The sequence below is a fragment of the Bradyrhizobium manausense genome, assembly GCF_018129685.1.
In the GTDB taxonomy this organism is placed as follows: domain Bacteria; phylum Pseudomonadota; class Alphaproteobacteria; order Rhizobiales; family Xanthobacteraceae; genus Bradyrhizobium; species Bradyrhizobium manausense_D.
Map to the genome: position 1 here is coordinate 1181718 of NZ_JAFCLG010000001.1, position 13159 is coordinate 1194876.

Here is a 13159-nt window from a genome sequence, read left to right on the forward strand (position 1 = left end):
TCCTCCTTTTTGCCCCAAGGTGTTTTCATGCGATCCCTGCTCGCGCTCGTTTCCTGCGCCTCGATGCTTGTGGCACCCAGCGCCTTCGCCGAGACGCGCGTGTTCATCATCGCCAACCAAGCGGATGGCTATGGCGTGGACCAGTGCCTGGCCAAGGGCGAGAAATGCGGCGCGCAGGTCGCCCGCACCTATTGCCAGTCACGGGACTTTGCGCAGGCATCAAGCTACCGTCGGGTCGATCCCGACGAAATTACCGGCTCCGTCCCCAAATCCGGCGCAAACTGCTCCCATGGCCATTGCGACGAATATGTCGCAATCACCTGCCAGCGCTGAATTTGCTCGGAACTGGCGGACCTTAGGACCCATCCTCGGCCCCTGAAACGACGTGACGATGCCGCAGTAAGCGGCTATTGGAGGGCGCGCGTCGGCCCCCCAATCCTATTGGAAAGTCACTGTTGGCCGTGACCTCGCTAGAATGGCGGATATGCCTGAATTTTTGTCTCTGTCCCGTCCCCGCTCCCTGCTCGCCTGCACCGTGCTTCTTAGCGTCGTGCTCGCCACTGGCGCCTTTGCACAGGCCGGCCCGCCCGGCGCGCCGCCGCCCGCCCAGGGCGGCCTCGGCCCGAACCCGATGTGTTCGCGGCTGGAAGGACAGCTCGCCGCGCTCGATCGTGGCGGAAGCAGCGACCCCGCACGCGACGACCAGATCCGCCGCTACCAGGACTCCCAGGCCAAGCAGCAGGCCGAGCTCGACCGCGTCACCATGCAAGCCAAGCGCATGGGCTGCGATTCCTCCGGCTTCTTCTCGCTGTTCAATGGCCAGTCGGCGCAATGCGGTCCGGTCAACACCCAGATCCAGCAGATGCGCGCCAATCTGGACCAGATCACCGCCAATCTCGAACGCCTGCGCAGTGGCGGTCCCGGCGGCGGCAGCGACAACCAGCGCCGCTCGGTGCTGACGGCGCTCGCGCAGAACAATTGCGGCCCGCAATATGCCAATGCGGCGCAGTCGCAAGGCGGCGGCAACTTCCTGAGCAATCTGTTCAACGGCGGCAACAACCCCAACAATCCGCCGGGCGCGCCACCGTCCGATCTCGGCCCGCAATCCGGCACCTATCGCACCGTGTGCGTGCGCACCTGCGACGGCGCCTATTTCCCGATCTCGTTTGCGACCGTGCCGGCGCGCTTCCCGGATGACGAGAAGACCTGCAAGGCGCTGTGCCCGGCGGCCGAAGCCGTACTCTACGCCCACCGCAATCCCGGCGAGGACATGAGCTCGGCGGTCTCGATCAGCGGCCAGCCCTACTCGGCACTGCCGACCGCCTTCAAGTTCCGCAGCGAGTTCAATCCGTCCTGCTCGTGCAAGGCGGCGGGCCAAAGCTGGGCCGACGCGTTGAAATCAGCCGACGACAAGGCGGCGGTCGAGCAGCAGGGTGACATCATCGTCACCGAAGAGAGTGCCAAGAAGATGCAGCAGCAGCGGCTCAACAAGGCCACGCCTGCCAATGCCAAGAAGGGCGCGGCGCCCGCAACCGCTGCCGCACCGGCCGCAACGCCGCCTGCGGATGCGAGCGCCGCAACGACTTCCTCGGAGAACAAGCCGATCCGCTCGGTCGGGCCGTCCTTCCTGCCGCAGCAGCAGAAGTAGTTCGCTCCACACCCAGCTGTCATGCCCCGCGAAGGCGGGGCATCCAGTACTCCGCGGCGGCAATTGGTTCTCACAATGTCCGCCGCGGCGTACTGGATCATCCGCTTTCGCGGATGATGACAGCGCCATGTGAGGCAAGACCGTTAGCCTCGCCACACGGCGCCGAAACTCACCCCTCGAACGCGTCGATCGACGCCTGGCTGCCGCGCGAGACCAGCGTCTGGTCGGGTGCGGGCAATTTCTCGCCGTGATCGCGAAAGCGGTTGGTGATGGGATAGCGGCGGTCGCGGCCAAAATTCTTCAGCGTGACCTTCACGCCGGGCGCGGCCTGGCGGCGCTTGTATTCGGCGACATTGAGCAGATGATCGATGCGGGTCACCGTCTCGCGGTCGAAGCCCGCGTCGATGATCTGCTCCAGCGGCTCCTCGCGTTCGACCAGCCGCTCCAGGATCGCATCGAGCACGTCGTAAGGCGGCAGCGAATCCTGATCGGTCTGGTTCTCGCGCAATTCAGCCGTTGGCGGCCGCGTGATGATGTCAGGCGGGATCACCTCGCCCGCGGGTCCGAGCGCGCCATCGGGCTTCCATGAATTCCGCAAGCTTGCCAGGCGGAACACCTGCGTCTTGTAGATGTCCTTGATCGGATTGAAGCCGCCGTTCATGTCGCCATAGAGCGTGGCGTAGCCGACCGACATTTCCGACTTGTTGCCTGTCGTCACCACCATCAGCCCGGTCTTGTTGGAGATCGCCATCAGAAGCGTGCCGCGGGTTCGGGCCTGGAGGTTCTCCTCGGTGATGTCGGGCGGCAGGTTCTTGAACAGGCCGGACAAGATGGCCTCGAAGCCGGTCACGGCTTCCGCGATCGGCAGGACCTCGTAGCGGATGCCGAGATGGCCGGCGAGTTCGCCGGCGTCGGCAATCGCGTGCGCAGCCGTGTAGCGATAAGGCAGCATCACGCCGTGCACCTGATCGGCGCCGAGCGCATCGACGGCAATCGCCGCGCAAAGCGCGGAGTCGATGCCGCCGGAGATGCCGAGCAGCACGCCGGGAAAGCCGTTCTTAGCGACATAGTCGCGCAAACCAAGAACGCAGGCGGCGTAATCGGCCTGATCGCCCTCTGGCTGCGCCGCGATCGCGCCTGCGCAATGCCAGCCGCTGCGCCACCGCTGCCAAACCAGCGTCGTGACGTGCTCCTCGAACGCCGGCAGCTGCGCCGCGACGGTCAAATCGCCATTCAGCGCGAAGGAGGCGCCGTCGAACACCAGTTCGTCCTGGCCGCCGACCTCGTTGAGATAGACCAACGGCAGCCCGCTCTCGGTCACACGTGCGACGGCGACAGACAGCCTCAAATCGTTCTTGTCGCGCGCATAGGGCGATCCGTTGGGCACGACGAGAATCTCGGCACCGGTCTCGGCCAGCGTCTCGACCACGTTCTCGTAATCCTCGGATTCCTCGAGCCAGATATCCTCGCAGATCGGCACGCCGATCCGCACCCCGCTGATCGTCACCGGACCGGACGGCGCGCCACGAGCGAACAGCCGCTTCTCGTCGAACACCCCGTAGTTCGGCAAGTTCGCTTTGAAGCGCAACGCCGCGATCCGCCCCTCATCGAGCAGCGCGCACGCGTTGTAGAGCTTGCCGTCCTCGGCCCAGGGCGTGCCGATCAGCATGGCGGGTCCGCCATCCGCCGTTTCGCGCGCAAGTTGCTCGATCGCCGCACGGCAGGCCCCCTGAAACGCAGGCTTGAGCACCAGGTCTTCGGGCGGATAACCGGCGATGAAGAGTTCGGGGAATACGACGACGTCGGCCAGATCGGCCCGCGCCTTCTCGCGCGCCGCCCGCGCCTTGGCGGCATTGCCAGCGATGTCGCCGACGGCCGGATTGAGCTGCGCCAGTGTGAGCCTGAATTCGTATTCCGTCATGCGCCGATCTCGCCGCGCTTCAGAGGAACCCCAATCGCTCGATAATGGCGATGATCCAGAATGCGCCGGCCATCAGCAACGCAACGCCGACGGCGGCCGAGCCCATGTCCTTGACCCGACCGATCTGCTTGTCGTGATCCATGGTCAGCCGGTCGGCGAGCTTCTCGATCGCGGTGTTGAGCAGCTCGACCACGAGCACGAAGGCGACCGAGCAGACCAGCTCGACCGCGCGCGTCGCGGTCGCAGCGACGAACCAGGCCACAGGCAGCGACAGGATCAGCGCAAAGACCTCCTCACGGATGGCCTGCTCCGAGCGGAACGCAAATGCCATTCCGTTGCGGGAGTTGATCGTCGCCTTCCAGATCCGCAGCAAGGTCTTAGAGCCCCGCGGCGGCCGGCATCGGCCGGACCTTGCCGGCGCGTTCCTGCTTCAGCAGTTCCGCAACCAGGAAGGCCATGTCGATGGATTGCTCCGCATTGAGGCGGGGATCGCAGACCGTATGGTAGCGGTCGTTGAGATCCTCGTCGGTGATGGCGCGGGCGCCGCCGATGCACTCGGTGACGTCCTGGCCGGTCATCTCGAGATGCACGCCGCCGGCATGGGTGCCTTCAGCAGCGTGGATCGTGAAGAACGACTTCACTTCCGACAGCACGCGGTCGAACGGCCGCGTCTTGTAGCCTGACGTGGAGGTGATGGTGTTGCCGTGCATCGGATCGCACGACCAGACGACGACCCTGCCCTCGCGCTTCACGGCGCGGATCAGGCCCGGCAGATGATCGGCGACCTTGTCGGAGCCGAAGCGGTTGATCAGGGTCAGCCGGCCCGGCTCGTTGTCGGGGTTGAGCACGTCGATCAACTTCAGCAACTCGTCCGGCTTCAGCGACGGGCCGCATTTCAGGCCGATCGGGTTCTTGATGCCGCGGAAATATTCGACATGGCCGTGATCGAGCTGGCGGGTGCGGTCGCCGATCCAGATCATGTGGCCCGAGGTCGCGTACCAGTCGCCGGTCGTCGAATCGACCCGGGTCATGGCCTGCTCGTAGCCGAGCAGCAGCGCCTCGTGGCTGGTGTAGAAATCGGTGGCGCGCAGCTCCGGATGGCTCTCCAGATCGAGGCCGCAGGCGCGCATGAAATTGAGCGCATCCGAGATGCGGTCGGCCAGTTCCTTGTAGCGGCGGGACTGCGGCGAATCCTTCAGGAAGCCGAGCATCCATTCATGCACGCTGCCGAGATTGGCGTAGCCGCCGGTGGCGAAGGCGCGGAGCAGGTTCAGTGTCGCGGCCGACTGGCGATAGGCCATCAGCTGACGCTGCGGATCCGGCACGCGCGCTTCCCTGGTGAAGGCGATGTCGTTGACGATGTCGCCGCGATAGCTGGGCAGCTCGACCCCGTTGACCTTCTCGGTCGGCGAAGACCGCGGCTTGGCAAACTGGCCGGCGATGCGGCCGACCTTCACCACCGGCACCGCGCCGGCATAGGTCAGCACCACCGCCATCTGCAGCAGCACGCGGAAGAAGTCGCGGATATTGTTGGCGCCATGCTCGGCAAAGCTCTCGGCGCAATCGCCACCCTGGAGCAGGAAGGCGTCGCCGGCGGCAACGCGGGCCAGCGCCTTCTTCAGGTTGCGCGCCTCGCCGGCAAACACCAGCGGCGGAAAGGTTGCAAGCTGCGCCTCGACGTCGGCCAGGGCCTTGGCGTCGGGATAGTCGGGCACCTGTAGCACCGGCTTGCTGCGCCAGGACTCGGGCGTCCACCGCTCGGACATCGCAATCTCTCCGTGAAGCAAAAAGTGCAACCTGATCTGTGGGTTGCGAGGGCCGCCTTATACACAGGCTGGCGCGACACCGCCAGTTGTAAATCCGTTTTGCAATGCAAACCCTTGCGGGCAAAGCCGAATTCGCATTTGCTAGGAAGCACAGGGGAAACCGCCAAGACACCTTCCATCCATGGACGCGCCACTGGACGACGTTTTCATCGACGAGATCACCTTCCCGGCGACCGACGGGTATGCGCTGACCGGCACCCTGTTCCTGCCGCGCGGCGCCAAGCGCCATGCCGTCCTGATCAATTCGGCGACCGCCGTCACGCGCAAGATCTATCGCGGCTTCGCCTCCTATCTCGCGCATCGCGGCTGCGCAGTGCTGACCTATGATTATCGCGGCATTGGCGACTCCCGGCTGCCGGCGATGGTCGGCTACAACCGGCCCAAATCGCTGGTCGGCTTCAAGGCCTCGATGTCGGACTGGGCGGCGCAGGATGTGACCGCCGCGGTGCGCTGGATGCGCGAGCGCTACAACACACTTCCTCTCGCTTATGTCGGCCACTCCTTCGGAGGCCAGGCGCTCGGGCTGATCGAGAACAACAGCGAAGTTTCGCGCGCGGCGTTCGTGGCCTCGCAGGCCGCGACCTGGCGGCTGATGACGTCGCCGGAAAAATATCGCGTGTTCGCCTTCATGAACCTGATTGGCGTGCCGCTGGTCCACGCGCTCGGCTACGCCCCGGGCTGGGCGGGCATCGGCGAGGATTTGCCCAAGGGCGTGTTCCTGCAATGGGCCGAGTGGGTCTCGAGCCCGCGCTATCTGTTCGATTCAAAACTGCCGGCGCTGGAGAACTTTGCCAGGTTCAAGGGTGAGATGCGCGCGCTCTGCTTCTCCGACGATCCCTGGGCGACGCGGCCTGCGGTCGAGTTGCTCACGTCAGGCTTCACCGCGATCAAGCCGGACGTGCTGACGGTGCGGCCGTCAGACGTCGGCGCCAAGACGATCGGCCATTTCGGCTTCTTCCGCCCTGAGCACCGCGACACGCTGTGGCGTGGCGTCGCGGAATGGATCCAGGGGGAGTGACGATCACAGATCATTGAGGCGGATCGCCGCCTCGCCGTCACAATGAAACTGATGTCCACCCTGGCCGTTGCCAAGCGCCAGGCAACGTGCCGATCGCGTTTCTCGCATCGGACGATGAGGACATCATGGAAGATCACGCCCGCAGCGCGCCCTTTGGCGAAAGCAAGGTGCCCGAAGTCACGCTCGGTTTCTGGATCATCAAGATCGCGGCCACAACGCTGGGCGAGACCGGCGGTGACACCGTCACGATGACGCTGAACTGGGGCTACCTCGCGGGCACATGCCTGTTCCTGGCGGCGATGATCGTCCTGGTCGCCGCGCAAATCCGTGCAAGCAAATTCCAGCCGGCGTTGTATTGGGCGACCATCGTGGCCTCGACGACGTTCGGCACGACGATGGCCGACTTCGCCGACCGCTCGCTCGGCATCGGCTACACGGGCGGCTCGACGCTGCTGCTCGCCTGCCTCGTGCTGGTGCTCGGCCTCTGGTATCGCGCGGAGGGAACAATCGCGGTCAACAGCGTCAGCACGCCCCGTGTCGAGGCGTTCTATTGGGGCGCGATCACCTTCTCGCAGACGCTGGGCACGGCGCTCGGCGACTGGATCGCCGACACCGGAGATATGGGCTATCGCGGCGGCGCGCTGATCTTCGCGGCAGGGCTGGCCGTGATCGCGGCACTGTATTTCTGGACCCGCGTCTCACGCGTGACGCTGTTCTGGGCTGCGTTCATCCTGACCCGTCCGCTGGGCGCAACCGTCGGCGATTTTCTCGACAAGCCGCTCGATCACGGCGGGCTTGCGCTCAGCCGACCATTGGCCTCCGCCGTGATCGCGGCGTTCATGGTGGTGTGCCTGCTGCTCGTCCCGCAGCGCGCGGGACAGCATCCTGGCAGCCACGCGGCCGAGCTTAACGGATGAACGTCGTCAGCGACGAGTAGCGCTTGTTCGGCTTCGCCTCTGCCGGAGAGAACTGCGCAAAGGCGTCGCTGACGCGGGCCGCGGGCGGTGTGTCGCCGGCGAAGCGGAATTCCTGCGGCTTCGGCGCGTAGAAGCTGGCGCTGTAATAGGAATCGTCGAAGCGCGCCTCGCCGACCCCGAACAATGTGTCGCCGACGAACAGGAGCGCGTAGACTCCGACGACCGCGACGACGATCTCCTTGAGAACTGACATGCTGATGCCCCAACCTTTTGCGGTGAGGATGCACGCCGGTTCCCAAGTCGAGGTTTAAAGCAATGCCCTTCTTGTGCGCAGGGTTTGCCGCTGCCGACCAAATTGCGGACAATTTTATCGATCTCCAAAAGGAGAGCCCGCCTGACCGCCGCAATCACAGCCGCTTCTACTCATCCTTGAGCGCGGCAATCACCTGCTCGCCCGGCGCGGTCAGGCGATAAGTGACGAGCGGACGGCTCGACGGCGGCTTGCGATCGATTTCGACGATATAGCCGCGCACCATCAGCGCTTCGAAGCTGCCATAGTAGCCGTGCATGCTGATCTGGTTCTGCTTGAGCAGCTTGAACTCGCGCAGCAGGCGGATCTCGTTGCCCGAGAGCAGCGAACGACGGACGCGCTGCACGAAGCTCGCGCGCTGCTCGAACCAGGCATGATCGGGCAGCTCGCGCGAGGACGGCACCGCGTCGCGTTCGCAGGGACGCGCATCGGCATCGTCTCGCGCCACGGCACGCGGCTGCATGCTGCTGCCGACCGCGTCCCTGGCTTCGTCGAGCAGCGCGATCGGCCAGCGCCGCTTGTTGTCGACCATCACCGGCGGCGGCACGACGTTGTCGCGCACCAGCTGTTCGAAGCGGCCTGCGGTCACGCCGACATAGGCGGCCGCGCGGCGGCGGTCGACGAGACGGGCATCCGGCCCGTGCTCCAGCTCGCGAGCGATCGTCTCGTTCACCCCAAAATCCCCCACCGCATCGTTGCGGGCGCGTCGCCGCGCGGGCCCGACAGGCCCGTCAGCACGTGACACTAGGGTGAAATCAGCGCTCTCAAAAGGCAGAGAATTTCGTACATGTTGATGCCGTTTCGGCATCAGCTATAGTGGCGCCAGGGGTCCCATGCGCTTTCACTCGCCTTCCATCCAGTACTTCCACGCGGTCCGCCGCACCGGCTCGATCCGGGCCGCAGCGCGCCTCCTGAACGTCGCCTCGTCCGCGGTCAGCCGCCAAATTCTCAAGCTTGAACAAGAGGTTGGATCACCTTTGTTCGAACGGACCGCGCGCGGCCTGACCCTGACGACGGTCGGCGAGATGCTTGCCCGCCACGTCATGAACGTGCTGCAGGACCTCGACCGCTTCCGCTCGGACGTGGCGTCCCTGTCCGGCGCATGGCACGGCACGGTCAGCATCGCCTGTATCGAGTCCCTCACCGAGTCCGTGTTGCCGGATTTGATCGCCTCGCACCGCAGCCGGGCGCGGCGCGTCAGCTTCACCACCGAAGTGATGGGATCGTCCGACGTGCTCGAAGCCTTGCGTCGGGGCGAGGCCGACATCGGCATCGCCATCGCGCTCAGGCATCCGCCGGATCTGCGGCAGGTCGCATTGAAACGGTTTCGCCTCGGCGCGCTGGTCGCGCGCGAGCATCCGCTGGCGCGGCGCAAGACGGTCACGCTGGAGCAATGCCTCGCCTTTCCCGTCATCCACGCGCTGCCCGAGCTGTCGATCTACCATCTGCTCCAGCCGCTGATCGCGCAGCTGTCCGAAACGCCGGAGCCTGCGATTCAGGCCAATTCGATCGACTTGATGCGGGAGCTGGCCGCGCGCGGTGTTGGCGTTGCGTTCCAGACCCAGCTCGGCATCAACAGGCTGTCGCGCGAGGGACAGATCGTGTTCCTGCCGCTCGACAACGCCGGCAGCCCGGTGTGGTCGGATCTCGGCATCTATGTCCGCGCCGAGCGCACCCTGCCCGCCCATACCGAATCGTTCCTCCAGGAACTGGTACGCGAGCTCGGCGAGCGCGAGCGGCGGGAGAACGCAGCCTATCCGCAGGTGGCGTGACCATTCTCCTTGCGATGACCATTGTCGCTGAGCCGGTCGACCCAGGCGATACCGATCGCGGAGAGGATGAAGGTCAGGTGGATCAGCACCTGCCACATCACACCGCTCTCGGTGAAATTGCTGCGCGTGGTGCCGAGATTGCCGGCCTCGATGAAGGTCCGAAGCAACGAGATCGACGAGATGCCGACGATCGCCATCGCAAGCTTGATTTTGAGCACGCTGGCATTGACGTGGCTGAGCCATTCCGGCTCGTCCGGATGACCGCGCAAATTGAGGCGCGAAACGAACGTCTCGTAGCCGCCGACGATCACCATCACCAGCAGGTTGGAGATCATGACGACGTCGATGAGGCCGAGCACGACCAGCATGATCTGCTGCTCGCTGGCGTCGAAGGAGTGCGCGACCAGGTGCCAGAGCTCCTTGAGAAACAGCAGCACGTAGACCGCCTGCGCGACGATCAGACCGACATAGAGCGGCAATTGCAGCCAGCGCGAGCCGAAGATCAGCCGCGGAAACAGGCCGATCGGCGGCTGCTGGGTAAGGCGCGCTGAAGGTGCGTTGGGCTCAGACGACATCGGTCACTCCAGGAAGGCGAAGGCAGAAAACGAAGGCGGGACTTAGAGACTTGCAATGACCGGCGCGAGCTCGAGCGAGCCGCGATAGATCATCGCGAAGGCGACGTAGAGGATGATGGCGAGACCGACATAGGCGATCCAGCGCTGCTTCTGCAGCACCCGTCCAAGCAGATCGGCGGCGGCGCCCATCAACGCGACCGACAGCAACAGACCAAACGCCAGGATGTAGGGATGCTCGCGTGCGGCGCCCGCAACAGCGAGCACGTTGTCGAGCGACATCGAGACGTCGGCGGCGACGATCTGCATCGCCGCCTGCCCGAAGGTTTTTCGCTGCACCCCAGCGCTGGCCGCGCCGCCGCCATGACGGGACGCAAGCTGACTGGACGCAAGCTGGCCGGAATGCACGGCCTGCTCGCGCAGCTCCCGCCACATCTTCCAGCATACCCACAGCAGCAAGACGCCACCCGCCAGCAGCAGCCCGATCACCTGGAGCAGCTGGGTCGCAACGCCGGCGAAGACGATGCGCAGGCCAGTGGCGGCAACGATGCCGAGGACGATGGCACGGCGGCGCTGCTCGGCCGGCAAACCCGCCGCGGCAAGCCCAATGACGACGGCATTGTCGCCGGCGAGCACGAGATCGATCAGAATCACCTGGAGCAGCGCAGTCAGCGCGTCGGAGGGGATGAATTCGGTCATGACTGGTTGTTATTCAGCGCGGATGGGTCCAGCCAATGCGGCTTGCGGTGCTCGATCCAATCGAAGACCTTTGAGCGCGACGCACGCAGCGCCGGCACGTCCTCGGCGAGCAGCGCGAGGCCGAGCGGCAGCATCCAGATGCCGAGCACCGGCAGGAAGGACAGCACGCCACCGACCACGAGCAGAGCACCCGAGGGAATCCGCACCCAACGGCTGGATGGTTGCAGGAGATAATCGACGGTACGGCCGAGGCGCGGCGGCAGCCGATGGACGAGCGCGTCGAGTCGCGGGTCGCCGCCGGCCGGCTGGCCATTGGCGCCCTCGGCTCGCGTCTTTTGCTCGTCCGAAGCTGCGCTCATGCTCCCGCCCCGGCGGCCGCGCTCACCGCGGCAGGCCCCACCGGCTTCGCGCGCGGCAGCACCAGCGTCAGCAGGCGCAACAGCTTGATCGCCTGCAGCTCATGAGGATGCACGTCTTCGTCGGCGGCCGCGACGCGCTCCGACAGCTCGATGAGATGGGACGACAGCGGCAGGTCCGAAACCGGGCGCAGCGTCTCGATCACGACGTTGGCGAAGTCAGGCTCCTCAAGCCGTTCGGCGAGTTCGTCGAACATGGAGGACAATCGGTCGTCGCTGATGTGCGGCGCCAGTCCGCGCTCCCTGAGGAAGCGGATCACCTCGTCGCGCTCGACCGGCGATACGCGGCGGTCGGCCACGGCGACCAACGCGCCTGATATCACCAGTGCTGCCGCGGCCTGCTCGTTGAAGCTGCGCGGCTCGGTGATCTCGAGTTCGATCGGGTTGGAATAGCTGGCGTCGGACATCGTCACTCCCTTATTTTGCGAAATGGCCGCACGGAGCTTGCGATGGGGACGATGGTGTCGGAGGGAACTCGAGAAGGCCCGACGATCGGCCGATCCATCGCATTCGCGCGGGACAGGTGATCCGACATCGCGAGGTTTGCTGAGATGCTCAGCGTCCTCGCCAGAGGGGCCCGGATTCTTGTTCTCTCCAGAGATAAAGGTGGGCGAGCCGGAATCAAGGCGAGACGACTGCGACCCGCCGCCGCAGAGCAGTTCCATGTCGCCATGTTTGATCAAGCCGCACTGCGGGCTTGAGCCCCACGACATCAACACGTCATTGCGAGCGCAGCGAAGCAATCCGGAATCCCTCCGCGGCGAGACTCTGGGTGGCTTCGCTGCACTCGCGATGACGGGGCGTGTTGCTCTATCCTAGCGTTCCACGAGATGGGCGCGGCGGCAATGGGTCGAACCGATCACCGAAATGCGTGGCGCGCTCGACCGTCACAATCGCCTATGAGCAACTCGCCGCCTGACAAAATCATTGAAAACCGGTCGTTTATATCAAACCGGATTCCGGCTAACTCCGGTGGCTGAACGGAGACACGCCATGTATATCCCGCCGGCCTTCATAGACGACGACATCGAGAGCATCCGCGCAACCATTCGCGCCGCCGGCCTCGCGAGCCTCGTCACGGCCACCACTGAGGGCCCGGTCGCAACCCCATTGCCGCTCTTCCTCGACGAGAGCGAAGGCGAGCATGGCGTGCTGTACGGGCATGTGGCGAAGGCCAACCCGCAATGGCAGCTGCCGCCGATCGGCGATGCGCTCGCGATTTTCTCAGGTCCCGACGCCTATGTCACGCCATCCTGGTATGCGACCAAGCGCGAGACGGAGAAGGTCGTCCCGACCTGGAATTACGTCGCCGTGCATGCCTACGGCCCGGTGGATTTCTTCCAGGAGCCGGAGCGCCTGCTCGACGTCGTCACGCGGCTGACCAGGAAGCACGAAGGATCGCGCGCAAAGCCCTGGGCCGTCAGCGACGCGCCGGCAGACTTCATCGCCGCGCAGCTGCGCGGGATCGTCGGCGTGCGCATTCCCGTGGCGCGGTTCGAAGGCAAGCGCAAGATGAGCCAGAACCGTCCCGAGGCCGATCGACTCGGCGTCGCGGCTGGGCTTGCGGCGAGCGAGAACCACGCTGATCGCGAGGTCGCGCCGCTAATCCCGCTGCCGACCTGAATCAGCCTGCGCAGGAATGCGCGGTGACACGCTCGCCTCTGACGACCGCGTCGACCAGCTTCCGCGCGAGGCCGTCGAAATCCGAAGGTGCAAGGAAGCCGAGAGCAAAGGCTTCCTGCGTCAGGCGCTCGATCCGCTTGTCTTCTCCGGTCGACCACTGCTTGGCGATGTAGTCTGCGCCAGGCTTCCCGAACGTTTCAGGGTAGCGTTCCATGTCGTTCTGGCGACGGTAATAATAGGCGTCGATGTTGCTGACGAATTGCTTTCTCCCCTCGCCCGCGCAACGCGATCCGTAGGGGCGCTCGAACGCCAGGGCAGCCTCACGACGCTGGCTTGCGCGTCCTTCGACAAAGATCGCTTCGTTGGAGCCATAGCCCGGGCCATCGGCTGCTGAGCCGCCTTCTGCGGAGCGAATGCCCATGCGCCGACTTGCCAGA

16 protein-coding genes are annotated in these 13159 nt (G+C 65.1%); 6 read left to right on the plus strand and 10 right to left on the minus strand.

The genetic code is table 11. The features are described 5' to 3' along the window. Positions 1-27 precede the first annotated feature (27 nt). On the plus strand, positions 28-333 hold the full coding sequence (locus tag JQ621_RS05850) for a hypothetical protein (protein WP_212233813.1): 306 nt from the start codon (positions 28-30) through the stop codon (positions 331-333). 142 nt (positions 334-475) lie between these two features. Further along, entirely contained in the window at positions 476-1648 is a 1173-nt protein-coding gene (locus tag JQ621_RS05855) for a DUF2865 domain-containing protein (RefSeq protein WP_212233430.1), read from the plus strand. A gap of 169 nt (positions 1649-1817) precedes the next feature. Here JQ621_RS05855 and JQ621_RS05860 read toward each other — a convergent pair whose 3' ends face one another. The 3 genes from JQ621_RS05860 to JQ621_RS05870 are packed head-to-tail and all read right to left on the minus strand — an operon-like array spanning position 1818 to position 5335. Further along, positions 1818-3569 (minus strand): NAD+ synthase, encoded by a 1752-nt coding sequence (locus tag JQ621_RS05860; protein ID WP_212233431.1) that lies wholly within the window; start codon positions 3567-3569, stop codon positions 1818-1820. A gap of 19 nt (positions 3570-3588) precedes the next feature. Further along, positions 3589-3942, minus strand: a complete 354-nt coding sequence (locus JQ621_RS05865) for a diacylglycerol kinase (protein WP_212233432.1) — start codon at positions 3940-3942, stop codon at positions 3589-3591. 4 nt (positions 3943-3946) lie between these two features. Next, complete coding sequence (locus tag JQ621_RS05870; protein ID WP_212233433.1) at positions 3947-5335, minus strand: class II 3-deoxy-7-phosphoheptulonate synthase; 1389 nt, start codon at positions 5333-5335, stop codon at positions 3947-3949. 181 nt (positions 5336-5516) lie between these two features. On the opposite strand from JQ621_RS05870, the gene JQ621_RS05875 reads away from it, so the two are divergent. Both JQ621_RS05875 and JQ621_RS05880 read left to right on the plus strand, forming a co-directional pair. Further along, the gene (locus JQ621_RS05875; protein WP_212233434.1) at positions 5517-6413 is read left to right on the plus strand and encodes an alpha/beta hydrolase family protein; all 897 of its coding nucleotides are present in this window, start codon (positions 5517-5519) and stop codon (positions 6411-6413) included. Positions 6414-6538: 125 nt separating this feature from the next. Next, positions 6539-7330, plus strand: coding sequence for a COG4705 family protein (locus JQ621_RS05880; RefSeq protein ID WP_212233435.1), 792 nt, complete (start codon positions 6539-6541; stop codon positions 7328-7330). Here JQ621_RS05880 and JQ621_RS05885 read toward each other — a convergent pair. Both JQ621_RS05885 and JQ621_RS05890 read right to left on the minus strand, forming a co-directional pair. After that, positions 7320-7583 (minus strand): hypothetical protein, encoded by a 264-nt coding sequence (locus JQ621_RS05885; protein WP_212233436.1) that lies wholly within the window; start codon positions 7581-7583, stop codon positions 7320-7322. The two genes, JQ621_RS05880 and JQ621_RS05885, sit on opposite strands and share 11 nt — an antisense overlap. Before the next feature lie 166 nt (positions 7584-7749). Further along, positions 7750-8313 (minus strand): hypothetical protein, encoded by a 564-nt coding sequence (locus JQ621_RS05890; protein WP_212233437.1) that lies wholly within the window; start codon positions 8311-8313, stop codon positions 7750-7752. Between the two features lie 160 nt (positions 8314-8473). Between JQ621_RS05890 and JQ621_RS05895 the strand changes: the two genes are divergently transcribed. Then, on the plus strand, positions 8474-9412 hold the full coding sequence (locus JQ621_RS05895; RefSeq protein WP_212233438.1) for a LysR family transcriptional regulator: 939 nt from the start codon (positions 8474-8476) through the stop codon (positions 9410-9412). Here JQ621_RS05895 and JQ621_RS05900 read toward each other — a convergent pair. From JQ621_RS05900 to JQ621_RS05915, 4 genes are read right to left on the minus strand one after another with little or no spacing between them, the layout of a single operon-like run. Next, a complete protein-coding gene (locus tag JQ621_RS05900) occupies positions 9394-9987 on the minus strand; it encodes a TIGR00645 family protein (RefSeq protein ID WP_212233439.1) in 594 nt (197 codons plus the stop codon). The two genes, JQ621_RS05895 and JQ621_RS05900, sit on opposite strands and share 19 nt — an antisense overlap. Before the next feature lie 42 nt (positions 9988-10029). Next, positions 10030-10683 carry a TerC family protein gene (locus JQ621_RS05905; RefSeq protein ID WP_212233440.1) on the minus strand — a complete coding sequence of 218 codons (654 nt, stop codon included), beginning with the start codon at positions 10681-10683 and terminating at the stop codon, positions 10030-10032. Next, positions 10680-11042 (minus strand): hypothetical protein, encoded by a 363-nt coding sequence (locus tag JQ621_RS05910; RefSeq protein WP_212233441.1) that lies wholly within the window; start codon positions 11040-11042, stop codon positions 10680-10682. Before JQ621_RS05910 ends, JQ621_RS05905 begins: the two co-directional genes overlap by 4 nt. Beyond that, positions 11039-11506, minus strand: a complete 468-nt coding sequence (locus JQ621_RS05915; RefSeq protein WP_212233442.1) for a TerB family tellurite resistance protein — start codon at positions 11504-11506, stop codon at positions 11039-11041. Before JQ621_RS05915 ends, JQ621_RS05910 begins: the two co-directional genes overlap by 4 nt. 586 nt (positions 11507-12092) lie before the next feature. On the opposite strand from JQ621_RS05915, the gene JQ621_RS05920 reads away from it, so the two are divergent. Further along, on the plus strand, positions 12093-12722 hold the full coding sequence (locus JQ621_RS05920) for an FMN-binding negative transcriptional regulator (protein ID WP_212233443.1): 630 nt from the start codon (positions 12093-12095) through the stop codon (positions 12720-12722). A 1-nt stretch (position 12723) separates the two neighbouring features. Here JQ621_RS05920 and JQ621_RS05925 read toward each other — a convergent pair whose 3' ends face one another. Then, positions 12724-13143, minus strand: a complete 420-nt coding sequence (locus JQ621_RS05925) for a hypothetical protein (protein ID WP_249124680.1) — start codon at positions 13141-13143, stop codon at positions 12724-12726. Positions 13144-13159 lie beyond the last annotated feature (16 nt).